23 protein-coding genes are annotated in these 19,611 nt (G+C 69.5%); 10 read left to right on the top strand and 13 right to left on the bottom strand.

What is annotated here, in order from left to right; genetic code table 11:
• The first annotated feature begins 17 nt into the window (after positions 1–17).
• Positions 18–617 carry a TetR family transcriptional regulator gene (locus JWN68_RS01430; protein ID WP_297733594.1) on the top strand — a complete coding sequence of 200 codons (600 nt, stop codon included), beginning with the start codon at positions 18–20 and terminating at the stop codon, positions 615–617.
• 5 nt (positions 618–622) lie between these two features.
• Here JWN68_RS01430 and JWN68_RS01425 read toward each other — a convergent pair whose 3' ends face one another.
• The 4 genes from JWN68_RS01425 to JWN68_RS01410 all read right to left on the bottom strand — a co-directional run bounded on the left by JWN68_RS01425 (position 623) and on the right by JWN68_RS01410 (position 3,432).
• Positions 623–1,588, bottom strand: a complete 966-nt coding sequence (locus JWN68_RS01425; protein WP_297733591.1) for an NAD(P)/FAD-dependent oxidoreductase — start codon at positions 1,586–1,588, stop codon at positions 623–625.
• Positions 1,589–1,657: 69 nt separating this feature from the next.
• Positions 1,658–2,233, bottom strand: coding sequence for a hypothetical protein (locus JWN68_RS01420; RefSeq protein WP_297733588.1), 576 nt, complete (start codon positions 2,231–2,233; stop codon positions 1,658–1,660).
• Complete coding sequence (locus tag JWN68_RS01415; protein WP_297733585.1) at positions 2,230–2,727, bottom strand: hypothetical protein; 498 nt, start codon at positions 2,725–2,727, stop codon at positions 2,230–2,232. Before JWN68_RS01415 ends, JWN68_RS01420 begins: the two co-directional genes overlap by 4 nt.
• Positions 2,728–2,874: 147 nt before the next feature.
• Positions 2,875–3,432 (bottom strand): hemerythrin domain-containing protein, encoded by a 558-nt coding sequence (locus tag JWN68_RS01410; RefSeq protein WP_297733582.1) that lies wholly within the window; start codon positions 3,430–3,432, stop codon positions 2,875–2,877.
• Positions 3,433–3,511: 79 nt separating this feature from the next.
• Here JWN68_RS01410 and JWN68_RS01405 point away from each other — a divergent pair, with 79 nt between their 5' ends.
• A complete protein-coding gene (locus JWN68_RS01405) occupies positions 3,512–4,066 on the top strand; it encodes a DUF1707 domain-containing protein (RefSeq protein ID WP_297733579.1) in 555 nt (184 codons plus the stop codon).
• A 30-nt stretch (positions 4,067–4,096) separates the two neighbouring features.
• Here JWN68_RS01405 and uvrB read toward each other — a convergent pair whose 3' ends face one another.
• Positions 4,097–6,226, bottom strand: coding sequence for an excinuclease ABC subunit UvrB (gene uvrB / locus JWN68_RS01400; RefSeq protein WP_297733576.1), 2,130 nt, complete (start codon positions 6,224–6,226; stop codon positions 4,097–4,099).
• A gap of 161 nt (positions 6,227–6,387) precedes the next feature.
• Between uvrB and JWN68_RS01395 the strand changes: the two genes are divergently transcribed.
• Positions 6,388–7,635, top strand: a complete 1,248-nt coding sequence (locus JWN68_RS01395) for a phospholipase D-like domain-containing protein (protein WP_297733574.1) — start codon at positions 6,388–6,390, stop codon at positions 7,633–7,635.
• A gap of 31 nt (positions 7,636–7,666) precedes the next feature.
• On the opposite strand, the gene JWN68_RS01390 is transcribed toward JWN68_RS01395, so the two are convergent.
• Positions 7,667–8,632, bottom strand: a complete 966-nt coding sequence (locus JWN68_RS01390; RefSeq protein WP_297733572.1) for a DNA-3-methyladenine glycosylase 2 family protein — start codon at positions 8,630–8,632, stop codon at positions 7,667–7,669.
• Between the two features lie 311 nt (positions 8,633–8,943).
• On the opposite strand from JWN68_RS01390, the gene JWN68_RS01385 reads away from it, so the two are divergent.
• Positions 8,944–9,687 carry a PQQ-binding-like beta-propeller repeat protein gene (locus tag JWN68_RS01385; protein ID WP_297733569.1) on the top strand — a complete coding sequence of 248 codons (744 nt, stop codon included), beginning with the start codon at positions 8,944–8,946 and terminating at the stop codon, positions 9,685–9,687.
• 25 nt (positions 9,688–9,712) lie between these two features.
• The gene (locus JWN68_RS01380) at positions 9,713–10,558 is read left to right on the top strand and encodes a tryptophan 2,3-dioxygenase family protein (RefSeq protein WP_297733567.1); all 846 of its coding nucleotides are present in this window, start codon (positions 9,713–9,715) and stop codon (positions 10,556–10,558) included.
• Between the two features lie 3 nt (positions 10,559–10,561).
• Here JWN68_RS01380 and JWN68_RS01375 read toward each other — a convergent pair whose 3' ends face one another.
• Positions 10,562–11,167, bottom strand: coding sequence for a hypothetical protein (locus tag JWN68_RS01375; protein ID WP_297733564.1), 606 nt, complete (start codon positions 11,165–11,167; stop codon positions 10,562–10,564).
• Between the two features lie 56 nt (positions 11,168–11,223).
• Here JWN68_RS01375 and JWN68_RS01370 point away from each other — a divergent pair, with 56 nt between their 5' ends.
• From JWN68_RS01370 to JWN68_RS01360, 3 genes are all read left to right on the top strand, one after another.
• Positions 11,224–12,732 carry an ATP-dependent DNA ligase gene (locus JWN68_RS01370; RefSeq protein WP_297733561.1) on the top strand — a complete coding sequence of 503 codons (1,509 nt, stop codon included), beginning with the start codon at positions 11,224–11,226 and terminating at the stop codon, positions 12,730–12,732.
• 150 nt (positions 12,733–12,882) lie between these two features.
• A complete protein-coding gene (locus JWN68_RS01365; RefSeq protein WP_297733558.1) occupies positions 12,883–13,170 on the top strand; it encodes an SMI1/KNR4 family protein in 288 nt (95 codons plus the stop codon).
• A 71-nt stretch (positions 13,171–13,241) separates the two neighbouring features.
• A complete protein-coding gene (locus JWN68_RS01360; protein WP_297733555.1) occupies positions 13,242–13,943 on the top strand; it encodes a TetR/AcrR family transcriptional regulator in 702 nt (233 codons plus the stop codon).
• Positions 13,944–13,965: 22 nt separating this feature from the next.
• On the opposite strand, the gene JWN68_RS01355 is transcribed toward JWN68_RS01360, so the two are convergent.
• Genes JWN68_RS01355 through efp form a run of 4 tightly spaced genes read right to left on the bottom strand, consistent with a single transcriptional unit; the run spans position 13,966 to position 17,191 of the window.
• Positions 13,966–15,327 carry an NAD(P)/FAD-dependent oxidoreductase gene (locus JWN68_RS01355; RefSeq protein WP_297733552.1) on the bottom strand — a complete coding sequence of 454 codons (1,362 nt, stop codon included), beginning with the start codon at positions 15,325–15,327 and terminating at the stop codon, positions 13,966–13,968.
• Positions 15,328–15,336: 9 nt separating this feature from the next.
• Positions 15,337–16,161: a DUF1206 domain-containing protein gene (locus JWN68_RS01350; protein WP_297733549.1), complete on the bottom strand. Its 825-nt coding sequence runs from the start codon at positions 16,159–16,161 to the stop codon at positions 15,337–15,339.
• A gap of 47 nt (positions 16,162–16,208) precedes the next feature.
• Positions 16,209–16,625, bottom strand: coding sequence for a transcription antitermination factor NusB (gene nusB, locus JWN68_RS01345; RefSeq protein ID WP_297733545.1), 417 nt, complete (start codon positions 16,623–16,625; stop codon positions 16,209–16,211).
• Between the two features lie 2 nt (positions 16,626–16,627).
• Entirely contained in the window at positions 16,628–17,191 is a 564-nt protein-coding gene (gene efp, locus JWN68_RS01340; protein WP_297733542.1) for an elongation factor P, read from the bottom strand.
• A 61-nt stretch (positions 17,192–17,252) separates the two neighbouring features.
• Between efp and JWN68_RS01335 the strand changes: the two genes are divergently transcribed.
• On the top strand, positions 17,253–17,909 hold the full coding sequence (locus tag JWN68_RS01335; RefSeq protein ID WP_297733540.1) for an NAD(P)H-binding protein: 657 nt from the start codon (positions 17,253–17,255) through the stop codon (positions 17,907–17,909).
• Between the two features lie 124 nt (positions 17,910–18,033).
• Positions 18,034–18,186 carry a zinc finger domain-containing protein gene (locus tag JWN68_RS19200; RefSeq protein ID WP_366519719.1) on the top strand — a complete coding sequence of 51 codons (153 nt, stop codon included), beginning with the start codon at positions 18,034–18,036 and terminating at the stop codon, positions 18,184–18,186.
• Positions 18,187–18,268: 82 nt separating this feature from the next.
• On the opposite strand, the gene JWN68_RS01330 is transcribed toward JWN68_RS19200, so the two are convergent.
• Together JWN68_RS01330 and JWN68_RS01325 are read right to left on the bottom strand one after the other, a co-directional pair.
• Positions 18,269–18,703 (bottom strand): type II 3-dehydroquinate dehydratase, encoded by a 435-nt coding sequence (locus tag JWN68_RS01330; protein WP_297733537.1) that lies wholly within the window; start codon positions 18,701–18,703, stop codon positions 18,269–18,271.
• Positions 18,700–19,611 (bottom strand): 3-dehydroquinate synthase family protein (locus JWN68_RS01325; protein WP_297733534.1); only part of this gene is annotated, 912 nt, incomplete at its 5' end. The genes JWN68_RS01330 and JWN68_RS01325, both read right to left, overlap by 4 nt.

The raw sequence follows: 19,611 nt of genomic DNA, 5'->3' as shown, positions 1-19,611 counted from the left end.
GCCTGATCGGAGCCCCCATGCTCAGCAGCAGTGCGCCGACGTCGGAGAGCCTCGGCTCGTCCGCGCGGCGCGAGCGGCGCGAGCGCATCCTCGACGCCACGATTGCGCTGGCCAGCCACGGGGGCTTCGATGCCGTGCAGATGCGTGCGGTCGCCGACCGCGCCGATGTCGCACTGGGCACGCTCTACCGCTACTTCCCCTCAAAGATCCATCTGCTCGTCGCCGCCCTGGCCCGGGAGTTCGAGCGCACCGAGTCAGCGTTGGGGGCCTCAAGGATCGAGGGCGACACGCCTGCCGACCGCGTGGTCACGGTTCTGCGGTGGACGACGAGCGGCCTGGAGGACGACCCGCACCTGACCGAGGCGCTCACGCGCGCCTTCATGTTCGCGGACAGGTCCGTCGCGACCGAGATCCGCCTGGTCGCCCGACTGCTCACCCGGATCGTCACCAACGCCATGCATCCCGACCGCGACGAGGTCGACGACGAGGACGTCGCCATCGCCCGAGTCGTCGGCGACGTGTGGCTCGCCTCGCTGGTCGGTTGCGTGACCGGGCGCAGCACGACTGCGGAGGCCGTTGCCCACATGGAGCGTGCGGTCCGGCTGATTGTGCGCTGACCGGCTCAGAGCTCGCTGGAGTGCCCCGGGAACACGTGCGCGCTCGGGTCGATCACCACGGCGGCGTTGTTGACGGCCGTCGCCGCCTCGCCGAAGCCGACGGCGATCAGCCGTACCTTGCCGGGATATTCGGTGATGTCGCCGGCAGCGAAGACGCGTGGGAGGTTGGTGCGCATGGCTGAGTCCACGACGACGTGCCGCTTGTCGGTGGTGATCCCCCACGTCTGCAGTGCGCCGAGGTCGGCGATGAAGCCGAGCGCTGCGACCACCGCCTGGGCCGGCCGGACGATCGGCTCCTGACCGTCCACGACGATCTCGACCTCCTCCACGGAGGTGTCCCCCCGCAGGGCCGTGACCTGGGCCTTGGTGATGATCTCCACCGAGGACTCGCGGACCGCGGCCACGGTCCGCTCGTGGGCCCGGAACGCGTCGCGGCGGTGCACGAGCGTGACCGACCTGGCCATCGGCTCGAGGTGCTGCGCCCAGTCGAAGGCGCTGTCGCCGCCACCCACGATGACGACGTCCTTGCCGTGGTACGGCGCAAAGCTGGGCACGAAGAACTCCAGCCCGCGGCCGGCCCACCCGTCACCGGCGGGAAGCGGACGAGGGCTGAACTTGCCGATCCCGGCGGTGATCATCACGGCGCTGGCCTCGATCCGGGTGCCGTCGTCGAGGCCGACCACGACCCGGTCGCCCTCGTGGGTGAGCGTCGAGGCAGTGCGGTCGAGGTAGTAGTCCGGCCTGGCCGTGTCGGCCTGCGCCACCAGTCCTGCCACCAGGTCGCGGCCCTTGATGGTGGGGAAGCCGGCCACGTCCAGGATCGCCTTCTCGGGATACATCGCCGTGATCTGGCCGCCCAGCTCGGGCAGCGAGTCGACGACGGCGACGCCGAGTCCGCGGAAACCGGCGTAGTAGGCGGCGAAGAGACCCGTGGGCCCGGCACCGATGATGAGCAGATCCGTCTGCGGCACGGCCATCTCCCTCGCGAACTCAGACCTCCGCGGCGCGGAGACTCTGCACAGCTGCTGAGACGTTGCAACCTAACCGAGAGCGTCGACTCCCGCTATCGTCCAGTCGCCGTCGACGCGGACGAGGTCGACCACGAGGCGGTTGCGGACGACCTGCTCGGCCTCGGTCCGCGCCGAGGTCGTCGTCTGGTTGACGAAGACGAGCACCTGCGCCTCGTCCTGGGTCGCCGAGATGATCGCCGAGGCGACGGCGGTCGCTTCCTGGGAGATCCGGTTCCTGGCCGTGTTGGCACGGACCCGCTTCATCGCCTGGGCATATTCCTCTTCGAACTCGGGGGCCAGCTGTGCCGAGGCCACCCGGATGTCCTCCTCGAAGCTGTCGTGGTGATAGGTCAGGACCCGCTGGCTGAGCTCGGCAGCCGCTACCAGGAGCGTGCTGCGGGCGTCCTCGTCGGTGATCTGGGTCGCCTCGGGAGCAGCAACCGGCGCGGGGCTGAGAACGTCGTAGGCCTTGAACCCCACGAACACCGCCAACCCCACCACCACCGCAGTCAGGAGCGCGGCGAGCCAGGCACTGCCCAGCACTCCCGGCGGACGCGCCGTAGCCCGCTCGGTGCCCCGGCTGCTCGAGGTCGTCACCGTGCTCATCCCACGAACTGCAGACCGGCGGTGAGCCACCGGTCGCCTTCCCTGACCATGTCCAGCTGGATCCGCCACGGCACGGTGCGGGACTTGCCGTCGGTCGCCTTGCTGGTGACGTCGGTGTCGGCGGCGACGATGACCGTGGCCGTGGTCGCGTCGATATCGCTGATCCCGACCTCCAGCACGGTTGCCTCTGCGGTGGACTCCTGGGCGCGCGCCGAGCGCCGGAGGCTGTCCAGCTCCTCGGCGTACTGCTGCTCGAACTCGCCGGTCGCTCCGTCGAGCACCACCTGCGCCTGAGCATCCACGTTGCGGTGGTCGATCCCCAGGAAGGCCTGCACCTGTGCGGTGGCCGCCATGGTCACGTCGAGGCTGCGCTGGTCGTGCAGCTCCGCCTCGCTCGCCGTCGCGGTCGACTCCTCAGCCTGGAGGAACGCCACCGCCGCAACGAGCGCGAGCCCGAGCACCATCAGCACCAGGTTGAGCCGGCGGAGGTCCATCAGTCCTCCTCGACGGTGACGCCGGCGATCCGGCGTGGTGGCGCGTACTTCATCTCATGAATAGTGGCAGTCTCGCCGGTGCGACACGGCGCAAGGGCGACGCTGCAAACAAAATATGTTGCGCATCGACCCCCGCCGGGGTCTTCGTCAACCTCGATCCTCCTCGTCGTCGAGCAGCCCGTCGCGCTCGGCCGCCCGCACGATGCGGCGGAGGTTCTCGACGTCACCGCAGCCGGCAGCCAGCTGGGCGTTGCGCTCGGCGACGAACGCGTCGCCGAGGGTGGCTCGCACCTGCGCGCTCACCTCGTCCCGCGCCGGGTTGAGGATGGTGAGCTCCTCCTCGGTGAGGTGGTGGTTCAGCGCCGTCGCCAGCTCCTCGACGGCGTCGTCGAACTCAGGGGTGTCAGTCGCGTCGAGCTCCAGCACCTTGAGCATCGCCTCGTGGCCCTCGGCATGCTCCTCCTCCCCGTGCTCGGCCTCGTGTGCCGTGATCGCGTGCTCGCTCCGCAGGGTCGGGTAGACGTGCTTCTCCTCCGCCTCGGCGTGGGCGACGTGCAGTGCCGCCAGTGCCCGGCGGACGCCGTCGCGGTCCGACGTGCTGTCGCGCAGGTCGCGGAGCAGCGTCTCGAAGCGCCGGTGGTCGTCGAGGATCAGGTCGATAACGTCGCCCGAGACGGGCCGGCCGAGGTCGATGGAAGTACTCATACGGGCGACGCTAGCTGTCCAGCCCGCCAACGGCACCCTGCGCACCTCCCAAGAGGTCGTCCGCGCCTATGCTGACCGCATGTCGTCGTCCGGGGTGTGGGGTCGCTTCGGACAGGACCCACGATCACCGCAGTCGGCTCGGCTGCGGGCCTCCGACCGCGACCGCGACGTGGCCCTCGAGGTCCTCACGGACGCGTTCGCCGACGGGCGCATCGACCACGAGGAGTACGACCTCCGCTCGTCGGCCGTGACGGTGGCGAAGGTCCTCGCCGAGCTGGTGCCGCCCCTCGAGGACCTGGTCCCTGACGACCACGGGTCGGCGCTCGCTGCCCGCGGTCCAGGCTCGCCCGGTCTGCACGAACAAGCCGTGGCCCTGTGGGCCAAGGACCGGCGCGAGGCCCTCATGGGACTCGTCGGCATCTCCCTCATCACCTGGACCATCTGGGCCGCCACCATGTTCGGCGGTTTCCCGTGGCCGCTCTTCCCGATGCTCGCCGCCGCGATGAACACAATGCGCACCCAGCTCAACAAGCAGGACATCGTCCAGGAGCACGAGCGCAAGCTCGTCAAGCGCGAACGCAAGGCGCTCGAGGCACGCGAGCCCAAGAAGCTCGAGCCGGGCTCGGACGCCTGACGTCCTGCGTGGGCCTGCGCGCACCGCTCCTCACTTCGTCGCTTCCATCATCTGGCGTAGTTCCTTCTTCAGCTCGTTGACCTCGTCGCGGAGCCGGGCGGCGACCTCGAACTGGAGCTCGGCAGCAGACGCCCTCATCTGGTCGGTCAGCTGCTGGATGAGCTCGGCGAGGTCGGACGACGGGATGCCCGCGGCGTCCGGCAGCGTCTTCTTGATCTTCGACAGGGCAGGCGTCGGCGACTTGCCGGGCTTGACCCCGCCGGCCCGGCCCTTCTGGCCCACGTCGGCCCAGGTCTGGAGGAGCTCCTGGGTGTTCTCGTCCTCCCGGGCCAGCATCTCGGTGATGTCGGCGATCTTCTTGCGCAGCGGCTGCGGATCGATGCCGCGCTCGGTGTTGTAGGCGACCTGGATGGCGCGTCGACGGTTGGTCTCGTCGATGGCCGCCTCCATGGAGGGGGTGATCTTGTCGGCATACATGTGGACCTGGCCCGAGACGTTGCGCGCCGCGCGACCGATCGTCTGGATCAGGGACTTGTCCGAGCGCAGGAACCCCTCCTTGTCGGCGTCGAGGATCGAGACGAGCGACACCTCGGGCAGGTCGAGGCCCTCGCGGAGGAGGTTGATGCCGACGAGCACGTCGTATTCGCCCATGCGCAGCTCGCGGAGCAGCTCGATGCGTCGCAGCGTGTCGACCTCGGAGTGGAGGTAGCGGGTCCGGATGCCGGCGTCGAGGAGGTAGTCGGTGAGGTCCTCGGACATCTTCTTGGTCAGCGTCGTGACCAGCACCCGCTCGTTCTTGTCGGCACGCGTGCGGATCTCGTGGATCAGGTCGTCGATCTGGCCCTTCGTGGGCTTGATGACGACCTCCGGGTCGATCAGTCCGGTCGGGCGGATGATCTGCTCGACGGTGTTGTCCTTGCCGCCGACCTTGTCGAGCTCGTAGTTGCCGGGCGTCGCCGAGAGGTAGATGGTCTGGCCGATGCGGTCGAGGAACTCCTCGAACTTCAGCGGCCGGTTGTCCATCGCGCTGGGCAGGCGGAACCCGTGGTCCACGAGGTTGCGCTTGCGCGACATGTCGCCCTCGTACATCCCGCCGATCTGCGGGATCGCGACGTGCGACTCGTCGACCACGAGCATGAAGTCCTCGGGGAAGTAGTCGAGCAGGGTGTTGGGCGCCGTGCCACGGGTGCGGCCGTCCATGTGCATCGAGTAGTTCTCGATGCCCGAGCAGGAGCCGACCTGCCGCATCATCTCGACGTCGTAGGTGGTGCGCATGCGCAGGCGCTGCGCCTCGAGGAGCTTGCCCTGCCGCTCGAAGGTGGCGAGCTGGTCCTCCAGCTCGAGCTCGATGCCCTTGATCGCGCGCTCCATCCGGGCCGGTCCGGCGACGTAGTGGGTCGCCGGGAAGACGTAGAGCTCCTTGTCCTCGGTGATGACCTCGCCCGAGATCGGGTGCAGGGTCATCATCCGCTCGATCTCGTCGCCGAAGAACTCGAGGCGCACCGCGAGCTCCTCGTAGACCGGGAAGATCTCGAGGGTGTCGCCACGCACCCGGAAGGTGCCGCGGGTGAAGGTCATGTCGTTGCGCGTGTACTGGATCTCCACGAGGCGGCGCAGGATCGAGTCGCGGTCGTGCTCCTCGCCGACACGAAGCCGCAGCATGCGGTCGACATATTCCTGGGGGGTGCCGAGGCCGTAGATGCAGGACACGGTGCTGACCACGATCACGTCGCGCCGGGTGAGCAGCGAGTTGGTCGCGCTGTGGCGCAGCCGCTCGACCTCCTCGTTGATCGAGGAGTCCTTCTCGATGTAGGTGTCCGTCTGCGGGACGTAGGCCTCGGGCTGGTAGTAGTCGTAGTAGCTGACGAAGTACTCGATCGCGTTGTCCGGGAAGAGCATCCGCAGCTCGTTGGCGAACTGCGCCGCCAGCGTCTTGTTGGGCTGGAGCACCAGCATCGGTCGCTGCAGCTTCTCGGCCACCCAGGCGACGGTGGCCGTCTTGCCGGTGCCGGTCGCGCCGAGCAGCACGATGTCCTGCTCACCGGCGCCGACACGCTCGGCGATGTCCGCGATCGCGGTCGGTTGGTCGCCCGACGGCGTGTAGTCGGAGACCACCTTGAAGGGGGCCACGCGGCGCTCGAGATCTGTCACTGGACGCATGCGTCGAGCCTACGGGTGCCCACCGACAACGGTGATCCTGAGCAGACCCGGGCACTCACTGACGGTGGCTTCGGTGCCACCAGGCGACATCAAGGCCACAGCCAAGCCCGCGAGTGGCTCCGCCCAGCGCTCGGCTGGCCGCCCCTCGCTATGTTGTGCCTGTGAGAGCCGACCGCCTGCTGCGAGCCGTGCGCCGTACGTTGCTCTCCGTCTTCGGCTTCCAGGTCGCCCTCGCGATCGCGCTGTCCTTCGTCGACTCCTACCGCCGGCGGGGCAAGAAGCCCAAGCCGTTCCCCGTCACGCCTCCGCGGACCGTCGAGGTCGGGGAGGGCACGCTGACGACCTACACGTTCGGGCGCGACCTCTACGCCGACATGCTCGCCGCGATCAACGGGGCCGAGCGGCAGATCCTCTTCGAGACCTACATCTGGAAGGGCGACGAGGTCGGTGAGCAGTTCAAGGCGGCGTTGATCAGGGCGGCCGACAGGGGCGTCGAGGTCTACTGCATCTACGACGGCTTCGCCAACCTGGTCGTCTCCCCTGCCTTCAAGCACTTCCCGCCGACCCTCAAGGTGCTCCGCTACCCGGTCTACACCCCCGGACTGAGGTTCTGGCGCCTCCGCGGCTACGGCCGCGACCACCGCAAGATCCTCGTGATCGACGAGGAGGTCGGCTTCGTCGGCGGCTACAACATCGGGACCCCTTACGCGACCGAGTGGCGCGACACCCACATCCGCATCACCGGGCCGGGCGTCTGGGACCTCACCCGCGCCTTCGCCGACTTCTGGAACCTCAACCGGCGCAAGCGCATCGGCCACAGCGAGCGACCCCTGCTCCTCGAGGCCGCGTCCTCCACCTGGGAGCCGCGCATCCGGTTCTCCCGCAACGTGCCGCGGCTGTGGATGTTCCCCATCCGGAACATGTACCTCGAGGCGATCAACCGGGCCACTCGCAACATCTGGATGACGCACGCCTACTTCATCCCGGACCAGGACTTCGTGGACACCCTCAAGGACGCCTCGGCGCGGGGGGTCGACGTCCGCCTGCTGGTGCCGCTGAAGTCCAACCACATCGTGGCCGACTGGATCTCCCGAGGCTACTTCTCCCAGCTCCTGACCGCCGGCGTGCGGATCTTCCGGTTCAAGGACGCCATGGTGCACGCCAAGACGTCGACCATCGACGGGAACTGGTCGACCGTCGGGACCGCGAACGTCGACCGGCTCAGCCTCCAGGGAAACTACGAGATCAACGTCGAGGTCATCGACGAGGCCATGGCCGAGGTGCTCGAGGAGATCTTCCTCCGCGACCAGTCGAACTGTCTGGAGCTCACCAGCCACGAATGGGAGGCGCGCGACCTGCACCGCAAGTTCACCGAGTTCGTGCTGGCCCCGCTGCGCCCACTTCTCTGAGGCCCACTTCGCCGGGTCGTTCCGCCTGACGTCAGCGTCCCGGGGTTCGGCCGGGCAGGTGCGTGCGCGGCGCCATCCTCGCGCCGTGGCGGGGGCGCATGCCCTTGGCCAGCATGATGAGCGCGACCGCCCGGTTGCGCTGCGGACGCCACGGCTCGAGGAACTCGGCCAGCTGCTGGTCGTCGAACTCCTCACCGGTCATCGCCCAGCCGACGTCCTTGGCGACGTGGTAGTCCCCGAAGCTCACGGCGTCGGGGTCGCCGAGCGCTCGCGACCGCACCTCGGCACTGGTCCAGACGCCGATCCCCGGCAGGCTGCAGAGACGACGTTCGAGGTCCGCGGGCCCGTCGTGCCGCTCCAGCGCCTCGGCGACCCGCGCCGCGGTCACCATCGCACGGGACCGCGCGTGGTCGATGTGCATCTCCAGCCACGACCAGCTGGGGATCATCCGCACGGTCGCGGCATCGGGCGGCACCCGCAGCCGCAGCTCCTCGGGGGCGCCGGGTGCAGGTTCGCCGTACCTCGTCACGAGGGCGCGGTAGCCGGCAAGCGCCTCCTGACCGGTGACCTTCTGCTCGATGATGCTGGGGATCAGCGCCTGCATCACCAACCCGGAGCCCCCGAACCGCACGTGGGGGTGGCGACGGAGCGCCTCGACCAGGAGCGGATGCTGCGGCTCGAAGGTCGACGGGTCGTCGTACGCCCCGAGCAGGCCAGGCACGCTGGTGATCGCCCAGGCGGCGCCCGGGCCCCATGCGGCGGCGTGCACCTCGCCCGCCGGCGCCTGGCGGATGCTGAGCGTGGCGGGACCCTCCATCGTGCGGATGCCGCGCCAGTGGGTGCCCGTGCGCTCGTCGATGCGGTAGGACGGGTCGAGGGGGCCGCGCCGCTGGTGGCGCAGCATGCGGCCGGCCGGGCACGGCCAGTCCGGGTGCCAGACCGTGCTGACGTCTGGGCTGGCCCGCTCCTGAGGGCTGACCACGGGCTTGCTGGACACACGCCGACGCTACCCTGCTGCCATCGATGTCAGGGCAGTCGACGGGGAAGCATGATGACGACGAATAGCTGGGCGCGCCTGCTCACGGCCGCCGCTGTGTTCGTGGCGCTGGCCGCGTGCACGGGTCCGGAGAAGGCCGAGAAGGAACCCGCTCCCCCACCGACGCGCAGCTCTGAGACCGCTGGGCCCACCGAGGACGGCGCCGGCGAGAGACGGAACCAGCCGACGTCGACGACGCGCCTGCTGACGCGATCACGAAGGCCTTCGCGATTCGAGCACCGAGGTACACCGGTCCCGACAACGGCTACGGGATGATGGGTCCGGTCTTCACCGATGACCTGGTCGTCTTCCTCGACGGCCACGATCTTCTCCATGCGGTCGACCGGGCCACCGGCAGGGAACGCTGGCGGGTCAAGCGCCGCTCGGCCGGGAAGGGTGGGGACACGCCGTGCTCGATCACGCACCCGACGCCGGAGTCGCAGGTCGTGGCCCCCGGCGTGGTCGTCGACGTGTTCAGCTCCGACGGGGGTCGACGCACCCGCTACCGCGCCCTCGACCCGGAGACCGGCGAGCTCTCGTCCCTCGGCTACAGCTTCGACCGCAACGAGGCGCCCGAGGTGCCGGGATTCGCGCTGCCCTACGCCGCCGACCAGTCCATCGGCGTGGGCGACTCCAGCGTCTTCACGCCGATGATCCTGAGGGGCATGACCCACCCCAGTGCCATCGCACGGCTGGATCTCGGCTCAGGCGAGGCGACGTGGTCCTGGGCGATCCCGGGTGCTCCGAAGAGGGGATACAGCAACGTCGTGGCGGACGTCGTCTCCGCCAGTCCCGACGGCGCTGTGGTCTATGTGCGGACGGCTGTGAACCTGGACGTCCGCCTCTGGGAGCTCGACGCGACGACTGGTGAGCGCCTGCGCGGCTGCGAGCTCTGCGACAAGGACCGTGATGTCCTCGATCTCTACGACTCAGACGTGAGCATCGACGACGGGGACGTGTTCCAGCTCAGTACCCGCCGTGGCAGCGCCACGCTTCTCGGTGCCCTCTACCGCTGAGTCTCGGCGCAGATAGATTGCCCTCATGGGATCCAGGCGCGAGATCGAGGCCGGCATCGAGAAGGACTTCAAGAGCCAGATGTCGTACGGCGACTACCTGCGCCTCGACCTGCTGCTGGACGCCCAGCAGCCGCAGAGCGACCCGCTGCTACACGACGAGCTGCTGTTCATCATCCAGCACCAGACCTCCGAGCTGTGGCTGAAGCTGATGGTCCATGAGCTGCGCTCGGCGCGGGACCTGGTGGGCACCGACGACCTGCCACCGGCGCTCAAGCGACTGGCGCGGGTCAAGCAGATCCAGCGGGTGCTCACCGACCAGTGGTCCGTGCTTGCCACCCTGACGCCCAGCGAGTACGCCGAGATCCGGCCCTTCCTCGCCACGTCCTCGGGCTTCCAGTCCGCGCAGTACCGCGAGGTCGAGTTCCTCCTCGGCAACAAGGACGCCGACATGGTGGGCGTGTTCGCCCACGACCGGGCGGCACACGACGTGCTCACCGGGCTCCTCGTCGAGCCGTCGCTGTACGACGCGTTCCTGGCCTACCTCGCCCGCCGTGGCTACGCCGTCCCCGCTGACGTCCTGGCCCGGGACGTGACGAAGCCGCACACGTCGTCCCCCGGGCTGGTCGACGTCTTCGCGGAGGTCTACGCCGACCCCACCAAGCACTGGGGCGTCTACGAGGCCTGCGAGGAGCTGGTCGACGTGGAGGACAACTTCCAGCAGTGGCGGTTCCGGCACCTCCAGGTCGTGCAGCGCATCATCGGCCACAAGACGGGCACGGGTGGGTCGTCGGGTGTCTCCTTCCTGCGCCGGGCCCTCGACCTCACCTTCTTCCCCGAGCTGTTCGAGGTCCGCACGCGCATCGGTGACTGACGGTCAGGACTCGCGTTCGACCGTGGTCACGAGCGAGGTGACCGACGGGCGGGCCGGTGTCGAGGAGAAGCCGAAGCGGCAGGGCGGGTCGACCCTGGCCAGGGTCCCCAACGGGGCGCCACGCCACGTGCCGCCCAGCGCCGTGATGGCGTGGACCGACGTTGCGCCGTACCACTCGCGGCGGCCGCTGCCCGCGGTGCCGCGCGTGCGCACGCCCCGGAGCGCCACGCGGGCTACGGGGTCGACGGCCGCGCACCACACCGGGCTCGTCGCCAGGAACGGGGGTACGCCGCGCAGGAGGGCTCCGAGGGCAGTGCGGCCGCCGACATGCAGCGTGAGGTCGAGGGAGGGCGTCACCACGTGCCACTCGGCCGAGCCGGTGACCTGGACGGGCTCGAGCACGACCTCGTCAAAGACGTAGGTGGCGATCACGAAGTCGCGGGTGCGCTCGTCCGGCGCGAGGAGCACGCGGTGTCCCGATGCGTCCTCGATCATCACGTCGGCGAAGGGTCCCCACGGCGAGGAGTCCCAGCGACCGACCACGATCCGGGTGCCGCTCGTCGACCCGGCACCTGCGATCGCGCCGGTGAAACGATCGCGAACCCTCACCCCACCATCTTCGCGCACGCTCCCCCACTGTCGACGGGCACAGGCACACTGACCTCATGCTGCTCGCCGACATCGTCGCCACTTCCGCCGCAGTCTCGGCCACGAAGTCCCGCAACGCCAAGGTCACCGCGCTCGCCGACGCGCTGCGGGCCGCCGAGCCCGACGACCTGGAGACGGTGGTCAGCTACCTGGGTGGAACGCTCCGACAACGCCGCACCGGGCTGGGCTGGCGGAGGCTCACCGCCCTGCCGGAGCCGGCCGCGGAGGCGTCGCTGACGGTGACCGAGGTGCACGAGGCGTTCGATGCCCTCGCGCGCATCGCGGGCTCCGGCTCCCAGGCGAGCCGCAGGACCGCGGTGGAGGCCCTGTTCGGTCGCGCCACCGCCCCGGAGCAGGCGTGGCTGCGCGGGCTGGTCACCGGCGAGGTGCGCCAGGGAGCGCTGGACGCGCTCGTGCAGGAGGCGGTCGCCCAGGTCGCCGGGGTCCCGTTGTCCGCCGTACGCCGCAGCGCGATGCTCTCCGGCAGCACGCTCGCCGCGGCGGTGGCCGCCTTCGACGGAGGCGAACCGGCGCTGGCAGAGTTCGGCCTCGAGGTCGGACGCCCGGTGCTGCCAATGCTGGCGTCCAGTGCTCCTGATGTCGCGGCGGCCATGGCCAAGGCCGTGGCCAGCGGTCCCGTGGTCATCGACGCCAAGCTCGACGGCATCCGCATCCAGGCACACCGCCGCGGGGACGACGTGTTGCTCGTGACCCGCAGCCTCGACGACATCACTGCCCGTCTCCCAGAAGTGATCGATGTGGTCCGTGCCCTGTCCGGCGGCGACCTGGTGCTCGACGGCGAGGCGTTGATGCTGGGTCCCGACGGGCGGCCCCGGCCGTTCCAGGAGACGGCGTCGCGGACGGCACAGACGACCGGTGCCGCCGTGATGCCCTACTTCTTCGACCTGCTCCACCTCGACGGCACCGACCTGCTCGACGCGCCCGGGCACGAGCGGACGGCTGCCCTCGACCGGCTGGTGCCCGAGCAGCACCGGGTCCCCCGCCTTGTCACCGACGACGCCGAGGCCGCTGCTTCGTTCGTCGCCGCGACCCTCGAGAGCGGGCACGAGGGAGTGATCGTCAAGGATCCAGACGCGGTCTACGAGGCCGGCCGGCGAGGCTCGGCGTGGGTCAAGGTCAAGCCGGTGCACACCCTCGACCTCGTCGTGCTCGCCGTCGAGCGCGGCAGCGGCCGCCGCAAGGGCCTGCTCTCCAACATCCACCTCGGCGCCCGCGACCCCGAGACGGGCGGCTTCGTGATGCTCGGAAAAACTTTCAAAGGCATGACGGACGCCACCTTGAGCTGGCAGACCGAGCGCTTCACCGAGCTGATGACCGAGGACGACGGCTGGGTGGTGCACGTCAGACCTGAGCAGGTCGTCGAGATCGCCATCGACGGGGTCCAGCGATCGGTCCGCTACCCGGGCGGCGTCGCCCTGCGCTTCGCACGAGTCGTCCGTTACCGCGACGACAAGGGGGCTCACGAAGCGGACTCGATCGAGTCTGTGCGTGCGTTCCTCCCCTAGGTCCGGCGACGACCTCGTCCGGTCCGTCGAGGAGAAGCTCGGTGTGAGCCTGCCCGCGGCCTACGTCGCGCTGAGCCGGGTCCACAAAGGGGGGGTATCTCGACCGCAACGGTTATCCCTCCCCGTCGCCGACGACCTGGGCGGGAGCACGTGGGCGTCACGTTCATCGCCGCCATCGGCAGGACGGCGTCGTTCAGCCTGTGTGGCGAGAGGGGAAGCGCGTTCTGGGTCGGCACGTGGGGATATCCCGACATCGGGGTCTACCTCGCCGACTGCCCGTCCGCCGGACACGACATGGTCGCCCTCGACTACCGAGTGCCCGGCGAGCCGAGCGTGGTCCATGTCGACCAGGAAGCCGGCTACCGGATCGCCCCCCTCGCCCCCGACTTCGCCACCTTCGTCAACGGCTTGGTGTCCCTGGACGAGTTTGCGTGGTGACGACCGGTTGGGTGAATTTTCTCCCGTCACGCTTGTGTAACTGACTGTTGCGCGGGCCTAAACTCGTCCCCATGGTCAGCCCCGTCACCGATGAGACCCCGCGCGTCGATGGCCGTCGTTCGGCAGCAGCGGCCCGTCGACGGCAGCGCGAGCGCGAGATCCTCGAGGCGACCCGCGCACTCTTCGACAAGCGCGGGGTGCGGGACGCTCAGATCGAGGACATCGCCCAGGCGGTCGGCATCAACCGGGCAATCGTCTATCGCCACTTCACCGGCAAGGAGGAGCTCTTCGCCCTCACGCTGGTGGGCTATCTCGACGAGCTGCGGGGACTGCTCCGCGAGAGCGTGGAGGGGCTGGCCGCAGCCGAGGACCGGTTGCGAGCGACCGTGAGCGCCTTCGTCGACTACGGCCTGGACCACCCCGCCTTCGTGGACTGCGCGCAGGCGTTGATGCGGCGGACTGGTCCCGAGCTGCTCGAGGAGATCAGCGAGAGCGCGATGTTCCGTCTCGGCCGGGCGATCTCGGGCTGCCTCACCGTGGTGGCGCACGTGCTCGACGACGGGATCGAGTCCGGCGACTTCCGCGTCCAGGACACCACCCTGCTCGCCAACCAGCTCTACGCCAGCGGCCTCGGTTCCCTCCAGCTGGCCCGCGTCGGGATGCTGGTGAGCGAAGCAGCGCCCGGCATCCCCCGCATCCACCGCGTCTCGGGCGAGCAGGTCAAGACCTATCTCGTCACCTCTGCGCTCGCCCTGGCCCACCAGGGCATCTGAGCACCCAGGCATCCGAGCCGGTCTACAGACCCAGATCGTCCAGGGCGGTCATCACCGAGCCGTGGTAGGTCGGGAAGGCGAAGTGCATGCGGCGCACGGTCGACGGCGGGACCTTCGCGTGGATGGCGAGGGCAAGGAGCGCCACGAGGTCCCCACCGGTCGGGCCGACAGCACTGGCCCCCACCAGGAGCCCCGTCGAGGCGTCGGCGACCAGCTTGATGTGACCGAGGTTGCCCCCTCCGTCGAGCCACCCACGAGCGGACTCGCTGATGTCGGCGAATCCCGTGCGGACGTCCAGGCCCCGGTCACGTGCCTGATGCTCGCTCAGCCCCACCGAACCGATCTCGGGATCGGTGAACGTAACCCGGCTGACGGCGCGGTAGTCGGCGAGCGGTCCGTCCTCACCCAGGATGTCGGCCTTCGCGACCTCCGCCTGGTAGCTGGAGACGTGGGTGTAGCGACCATGGCCGGTGATGTCGCCGATGGCCCACAGCTTGTCCCCCGCCCGCATCCGTTCGTCGGTCTCGACGCGAGGAGCCTCCGGGTCCAGACCGACGGCCTCGAGCCCGATGTCGGTGACGTTGTCGCTGCGACCGGCTGCCACGAGCAGCTCCTCCGCCTCGACGCGCAGGTCGCCGGCCGTGATGGTGAAGACCCCGCCATGGTCGACGCGCGAGATCTCGACGCCCGTGTGCACCGTGATGCCCTCGTCGCCGAACACGCGGGTGAGCAGCGCGCTCGACTCGGGTTCCTCCACCGCGAGCAGCCGGTCGGCCATCTCGAGGACGGTCACCTCGACGCCGAAGCGGGCCATCGCCTGGGCGATCTCGCAGCCGATGGGACCGCCACCGATGATGGCGAGCCTCGCTGGCAGCTCGGTGACCTGCACGACGTCCCGATTGGTCCAGTACGGCGTCTGGTCGAGCCCGTCGATCGGCAGCGCGAGCGGCTCGGTGCCGGTGTTGAGGACGACACCACGAGAAGCGGTATACGAGACACCGTCGACCTCCACGACACCCGGCGCGGTCAGCCGGCCACGACCGCGGACCAGGCGGACCCCGGCCTTCTCGACCGCGTCCGCGTTGGCATCGTCGGTCCAGCCCATCGTTGCCTCGTCGGTGATCCGACCCGCAGGTCGGGACCAGTCCGGGGTCACCGACGCAGGCCCGCTGAGGCGGTCCGCGAGGTGCACGCTGCCGATGAGATGAGAGGCGCGGATCATCAGCTTGGTCGGCGTACACCCGTAGAACGGACACTCGCCGCCCACCAAATGCATCTCGACGCCGACGACGTCCAGGCCTGCCTCCGCGAGCTCCGTGGCCAGCTCCTGACCTCCCGGGCCCAGACCCAGGACGATGACGTCACACCCGACGGGCTGGCTCACGGGTGGTCCTCACTCGTCCAAGTGGCGCGCACGGGCGAAGCAGAACAGGCCGTAGCACGCAATCCCCAGAGCGATGGCGAGCAACAGGACCTGACCGAAAGGCTGCTCGCGCACGGTCTGCAGCGCCTGATCGAGACCTCCCGACTTCTTCGCCGTATGCGTGATCGCGGCGTAGGCGAACAACCCGCCGACCAGGATGATCGCGATTCCCTTGGCGATGTAGCCGGCCTTGCCCAACTTCTGGTAGGTCGAGCCGTCCTTGCCGGACTGCCCCTGCGCGTCCAGCTTCTCCATGAACTTGTCGGTCCAGCCGCGGTAGACGAGCAGAGCGCCGTACCCGATGATCGCGAGCCCGACGGCACCGACGATGAACTGGCCGGCCGGAAGGTCCATCAGCTTGGCCGTCGTCGAGTCGGTGTTGCCACCGCTGGACCCGCTCCGCGTCGCGGTCTTGAAAGCGCTCCAGGCAAGCACGGCGTAGAGGAACGCCTTGCCCAAGGAGCCGGCACGCTTGCGCCACCGCTTCGACTCGTCCGACTCCTCGCGATGGCCGGTCGCGAACTCGAGCACCCGCCACAGCACCAGCAGGAGCATGCCGATCGCGACGAGCCACACCAGGAAGGATCCCATCGGCTGCTTCGCCAAGGTCTGGAGCGCTCCGGTGTTCGAGGCGCTCTCGGACTTGTCGCCCAGTGCCAGCTGCGCTGCCAGCCAGGCGACGATCAGGTGGACGGCACCGTAGGCGACCAAGCCTGCTCGGATCGCATAGTCCAGCCAGCTGCTCTCGCGAGCATCGTTTCCCATGTTGTGTGCCTTGGCGGCAGTCTCTCCCATGGGCACACCCAACCACGCGCTCGCAGTCGGCGGCCCACCCCTGGGGTTCACACGTCGGCGGGCCTGGCGGGTCCGGCCTTGGCGATCGCGCCGAGGATGCCGTTGACGAACGTCGGCGACTCGTCGGTGGACAGGTCCCGCACCAGAGCGATGGCTTCGGAGACCGCGACGGCGTCGGGGACGTCGTCGACATAGGTCATCTCGAACACGCCGATGCGCAGGACGTTGCGGTCGACGGCGGGCATGCGGGAGAGCGTCCATCCCTGGCTGTACGTCGACAGGACCTCGTCGATGCTGGACTGGTGCTCGACCACCCCGCGCACCAACAGGTCCGTGTAGTCGTTGGTCGGGCCCTCGCCGTCCGCAATGGCGCGGTCGAGAGCGACGACTGCGCTCTCGTTGCGCATCTCGGAGGCGTAGAGCAGGTCGAGAGCACGCTTGCGGGCCTTGCCGCGAGCAGACACTCTCAGCCCTTGACGCGGCCGAGGTAGGACGAGTCGCGGGTGTCGACCTTGACCTTCTCGCCGCTGGTGATGAAGAGCGGGACCTGGATCTGGTGGCCGGTCTCGAGGGTTGCCGGCTTGGTGCCGCCGGTGGAGCGGTCGCCCTGCAGGCCCGGCTCGGTCTCGGCGATCAGCAGCTCCACCGAGGCCGGCAACTCCACGAAGAGCACCCGGCCCTCGTTGGTCGCCACGATGGCGTCCTGGTTCTCCAGCATGAAGTTCTTGGCGTTGCCGACGACCTCGGGGGCGACCTCGAGCTGGTCGTAGGTCGAGGTGTCCATGAAGACGTAGGACGTGCCGTCGTTGTAGAGGTACTGCATGGTCCGCTTGTCGACGTTGGCCGTCTCGACCTTGGTGCCGGCGTTGAACGTCTTGTCGACGTTCTTGCCGGACTCCACGTTGCGGAGCTTGGTACGCACGAACGCCGGGCCCTTGCCGGGCTTGACGTGCTGGAACTCGACGACGGCCCAGAGCTGGCCCTCGATGTTGAGGACCATGCCGTTCTTCAGGTCATTGGTGGTTGCCATGGCGCGAAGTCTAGAGGTCCGCGACGAGGCCGATGAAATGGGCGGGGCTAGCGTGGGAGTCATGCGCATCACGATCATCGGCGGCCACGGCAAGGTGGCCCTCCTGCTCGCCCCGCTTCTCGTCGCTGCCGGTCACGACGTCCGGTCGGTGGTCCGCAACCCCGACCACGTCACCGATGTCGAGGCGACCGGCGCGACGGGGGTGGTCTCCTCCGTCGAGGAGGCCGACGTCGCCGCGTTGGCCACACTGCTGGACGGCACCGACGCTGTGGTGTGGACCGCTGGTGCAGGTGGCGGCAGTCCCGAGCGCACGAAGGCCGTGGACCGGGACGCGGCCATCCGCTCGATGGACGCGGCTGAGGCCACCGGGATCGGGCGCTACGTGATGATCTCCTTCTCGGGTGCGTTCCCGGACGTGCGGGTGGGCGCCGACAATCCGTTCCGGACCTACCAGGACGCCAAGATCGCCGCCGACGAGCACCTGCGCGGCACCGGACTCGACTGGACGATCCTTGCTCCTGGCACGCTCACGGACGAGCCGGGCGGTCGAGAGGTCAACCCCACGGCTAGGTTCCGCGACGGGGACGAGGCGCCTCGCGAGCTCGTCGCGCAGGTGGCGGCGGGCGTCCTTGGCGACCCGCGGGCGTCGCGCCGCACCCTGGTGTTCGGGGCTGGCAACGTGCCGCTGGACGCCTGGCTGGACGACGCGTCGTCGTGACCCGGGTCGGTGTGCCGGTGCGGGTGACCCATGCCCGAGGGTGACACCGTCCACCGGCTCGCGCGTCGCCTCGACGGCACCCTGAGCGGGCGGGTCGTGGTCCGCTCCGACGCGGTGAGAGCCACTGGTCTCCGGGCGGCAGGGTCGGCCGTGCCGGCGGTGCGGCACGACGGTGCGCATGACCGCCGAGCTGCCCGACGACGCCGCCCACCGCCGCACCTGGTGGTGCCCGCACTGTCAACCGGGGCCGGGGCCGGAGACGCGGCAGCCGAGCTGAGTCAGTCTCCACTCGGCCGACGCCGCGGCCCGCGACCTGATTGATCGAGCGCTAAGTCAATCCGCGGAGGCACCCGAGGTCTTCACGAACGCGCCTGGGCCACGGCGACCAGCGCGTCCCGGTAGCCCTCGATGCCTCGACCGGCGATGGTCAGCAACGCGTGCGGCTCGACGACCGAGGTGTGCCGGAACTCCTCGGGACGCTGCTTCGGGTCCGAGATGTGCACCTCCACAAGCGGAGCGCTGAGCTGGGCGCACGCGTCCCAGATCGCCAGCGAGTAGTGCGTCCAGGCGCCCGCGTTGAGCACCACGGACGTGCCGTCGTCGGCCGCCGCATTCAGCCAGTCGAGCAGCTCGCCCTCGTGGTTGGTCTGGCGCACCTCGACCTCGAGACCGACCTCGCTCCCCCACATCACACACTGGTCCGCGAGCTCAGCGTGGGTGGTGTGACCGTAGATCTCCGGCTGCCGGCGGCCCAGCCGACCGAGGTTGGGCCCGTTGAGGACAAGGACCTTCACGGCGTCGAGCCGATCCCCGAGCTGTCCAATGCGTCGTACGCCGCACGCAGGTGCTCCTCCGAGGGACCGGCCAGGATCCGTGGCCGAGCCAGGTCGTCGAGCACCACGAAGCGCAGCTGGTTGCCCCGCGACTTCTTGTCCACCTTCATGACGGCGTGCAGGTCCTCGAAGGGCGCCTCGGAGAAGGACGTGGGGAGCCCGACGCGGGCGAGGACGGCGCGGTGCCGATCGACCACTGAGCGGTCGAGGGACCCGGCCCGGGCGGCCAGCTCAGCGACGTACACCGATCCGATGGCGACGGCCTCACCGTGGCGAAGGGCGTAGTCACTGGTCCGCTCGATGGCGTGGGCGAGAGTGTGGCCGTAGTTGAGCACCTCGCGGCCCGGATGCCCATCAGCCCCTCCCGTCTCGCGCAGGTCACCGACCACGACATCGATCTTGACCCGGATGGCACGCTCGATCAGCTCGCGGAGGACCGGGGAGTCGGGCGTCAGGTCGGCGGGGTCGGTGGACTCCACGAGGTCCAGGATGACCGGGTCGGCGATGAAGCCGCACTTGATGACCTCGCCGAGCCCCGCCACGAGCTCTGCTCGCGGCAGCGTCGCGATCAGCGACAGGTCGCACAGCACCCCGGCCGGCTCGTGGAAGGAGCCGACGAGGTTCTTGCCGGCGCTCGTGTTGATGCCGGTCTTGCCGCCCACGGCCGCGTCGACCATCCCGTGCACGGTGGTGGGCACGTGGAGGACCCGCACGCCCCGCAGCCAGGTGGCTGCGACGAAGCCGCCGAGGTCGGTGGTCGCGCCACCACCGAAGGTGACGACGGCGTCGGAGCGGGTGAAGCCGCCCTCCCCGAGCGCCTCCCAGCAGTCCGCGGCCACCGGCGCGGTCTTGGCCCGCTCTCCGTCCGG

The organism is Nocardioides sp. (genome assembly GCF_025964975.1).
Taxonomy (GTDB): domain Bacteria; phylum Actinomycetota; class Actinomycetes; order Propionibacteriales; family Nocardioidaceae; genus Nocardioides.
The sequence above is the reverse complement of the archived record's forward strand: the minus strand, read 5'-3'. Positions and strand labels throughout refer to the sequence as shown.

What these genes read in the sequence shown, in the direction of transcription:
- JWN68_RS01370 (WP_297733561.1), top strand. Translation starts at nt 11,224, where the DNA reads ATGCTGCTCGCCGACATCGTCGCCACTTCCGCCGCAGTCTCGGCCACG.
- JWN68_RS01380 (WP_297733567.1), top strand. Translation starts at nt 9,713, where the DNA reads ATGGGATCCAGGCGCGAGATCGAGGCCGGCATCGAGAAGGACTTCAAG.
- JWN68_RS01360 (WP_297733555.1), top strand. Translation starts at nt 13,242, where the DNA reads ATGGTCAGCCCCGTCACCGATGAGACCCCGCGCGTCGATGGCCGTCGT.
- JWN68_RS01415 (WP_297733585.1), bottom strand. Translation starts at nt 2,727, where the DNA reads ATGGACCTCCGCCGGCTCAACCTGGTGCTGATGGTGCTCGGGCTCGCG.
- efp (WP_297733542.1), bottom strand. Translation starts at nt 17,191, where the DNA reads ATGGCAACCACCAATGACCTGAAGAACGGCATGGTCCTCAACATCGAG.
- JWN68_RS01410 (WP_297733582.1), bottom strand. Translation starts at nt 3,432, where the DNA reads ATGAGTACTTCCATCGACCTCGGCCGGCCCGTCTCGGGCGACGTTATC.
- JWN68_RS01405 (WP_297733579.1), top strand. Translation starts at nt 3,512, where the DNA reads ATGTCGTCGTCCGGGGTGTGGGGTCGCTTCGGACAGGACCCACGATCA.
- JWN68_RS01350 (WP_297733549.1), bottom strand. Translation starts at nt 16,161, where the DNA reads ATGGGAGAGACTGCCGCCAAGGCACACAACATGGGAAACGATGCTCGC.
- JWN68_RS01430 (WP_297733594.1), top strand. Translation starts at nt 18, where the DNA reads ATGCTCAGCAGCAGTGCGCCGACGTCGGAGAGCCTCGGCTCGTCCGCG.
- JWN68_RS01420 (WP_297733588.1), bottom strand. Translation starts at nt 2,233, where the DNA reads ATGAGCACGGTGACGACCTCGAGCAGCCGGGGCACCGAGCGGGCTACG.
- JWN68_RS01385 (WP_297733569.1), top strand. Translation starts at nt 8,944, where the DNA reads ATGATGGGTCCGGTCTTCACCGATGACCTGGTCGTCTTCCTCGACGGC.
- JWN68_RS01335 (WP_297733540.1), top strand. Translation starts at nt 17,253, where the DNA reads ATGCGCATCACGATCATCGGCGGCCACGGCAAGGTGGCCCTCCTGCTC.
- uvrB (WP_297733576.1), bottom strand. Translation starts at nt 6,226, where the DNA reads ATGCGTCCAGTGACAGATCTCGAGCGCCGCGTGGCCCCCTTCAAGGTG.